Source organism: Streptomyces sp. NPDC127084 (genome assembly GCF_042724175.1).
GTDB lineage: Bacteria > Actinomycetota > Actinomycetes > Streptomycetales > Streptomycetaceae > Streptomyces.
Window position 1 is genome coordinate 1 of sequence record NZ_JBHXFA010000358.1, and the last position, 1,456, is coordinate 1,456.

1 protein-coding gene and 1 pseudogene are annotated in these 1,456 nt (G+C 69.2%); both read left to right on the forward strand.

Translation table 11 applies throughout. The annotated features are described in order from the left end of the window. Window positions 1–323, forward strand: a pseudogene (locus tag ACFWI9_RS34185) (glycosyl hydrolase family 20); the annotation flags it as partial. A gap of 24 nt (window positions 324–347) precedes the next feature. Continuing rightward, window positions 348–1,456, forward strand: a 1,109-nt coding sequence (locus ACFWI9_RS34190) for an alpha-L-fucosidase (protein ID WP_387169177.1), incomplete at its 3' end; no start/stop codon positions are given.

Consider the following 1,456-nt stretch of genomic DNA (forward strand, 5'->3'; position numbering starts at 1 on the left):
GGACGGCGGGGGCTTCTCTAGACGCCACGGTGCAGCTCACGCCGGACGGTTATGCGACGGTACGGACCGCAGCGGGTTGCCTGGAGATACAGGGCGGCAAGCTGACCCTCAATGTGCCGCTCCAGCCCGGAGTTTCGGCGACCCCGCAGCCCTGCGACGCCGCGAACACCATGCAGCGATGGGAGTTGACCCCCGTACCGGGCGGCTACCGGCTGGTGAACGCGATCACGCAGATGGCGCTGAGCATCGCGGACGACGGCCGGCTCGTGCAGTACCCGCCGGACCAACACCGGCCCGCCACCTGGCACTTGACCGCACTCTGACCAGACCAGAGGAGTCCCACCCCCATGGCCCTCTCCAGACGTCTCTTCGTCCTCTCGGCCACCGCGCTTGCCGCGACCGGCACCACCACGGTGCCCGCTCTCGCGGCACCCCCGCCCCCGACCGGCGACCGCTCCCGCATCCCCGTCGGCCCGGACGACACCGAGGCCGAGCTGGTCCGCAAGGCCTCCCAAGTCCGGCCCACCGCACGGCAGGTGGCCTGGCAGAAACTGGAGCGGACCGCGTTCCTGCACTTCGGCGTGAACACCTTCACCGGCCTGGAGTGGGGGACCGGCGACGAGGACCCGGACGTGTTCCAGCCGACCGGCCTCGACACCGACCAGTGGGCCCGCGCCCTGCGCGACGGCGGCATCAAGCTCGCCATCCTCACCGTCAAACACCACGACGGCTTCGTCCTCTACCCTTCCCGCTACACCAACCACACGGTCGCGTACAGCAGTTGGCGTGCGGGGGAGGGCGACGTACTGCGCTCCTTCGCCGACTCCATGCGGCGGTACGGCATCAAGGCCGGCGTCTATCTCTCGCCCGCCGACGAGAACCAGTACCTCCACGGCGTCTACGCCAACGGCAGCGCACGCGCCACGCGCACCGTCCCGACCCTCGTCGACGGCGACGACCGCGCACCGGACACCTTCTACACCCTGGACGCCACCGACTACGGCGCCCATATGCTCAACACCCTCTACGAGGAGCTGACCGAGTACGGCCCGATCGACGAGGTGTGGTTCGACGGCGCCCAGGGCCGCATCCCGCCGGGCAAGGTCGAGGACTACGACTGGGACAGTTGGTACACGCTGGTCAGATCGCTGGCCCCGGACGCGGCGATCGCCGTGACCGGACCGGATGTGCGGTGGGTCGGAAACGAGGGCGGCACCGCGCGCCAGGACGAGTGGAGCGTCCTCCCGGTCAAGGAGGAGCAGTACGGCCGCACGGACTGGGCGCTGTCGTACGACACCCCCGACGAGGGCAGTCGTGCCGCGCTCGTCTCGGCGCAACCCAACACCGACTACCTCCAGTGGTGGCCCGCCGTATGCGATGTGTCGATCCACGACGGCTGGTTCTACCACCCCGAGCAAGTCCCCAAGAGCGTCGAGGAGTTGATCGACATCTACTT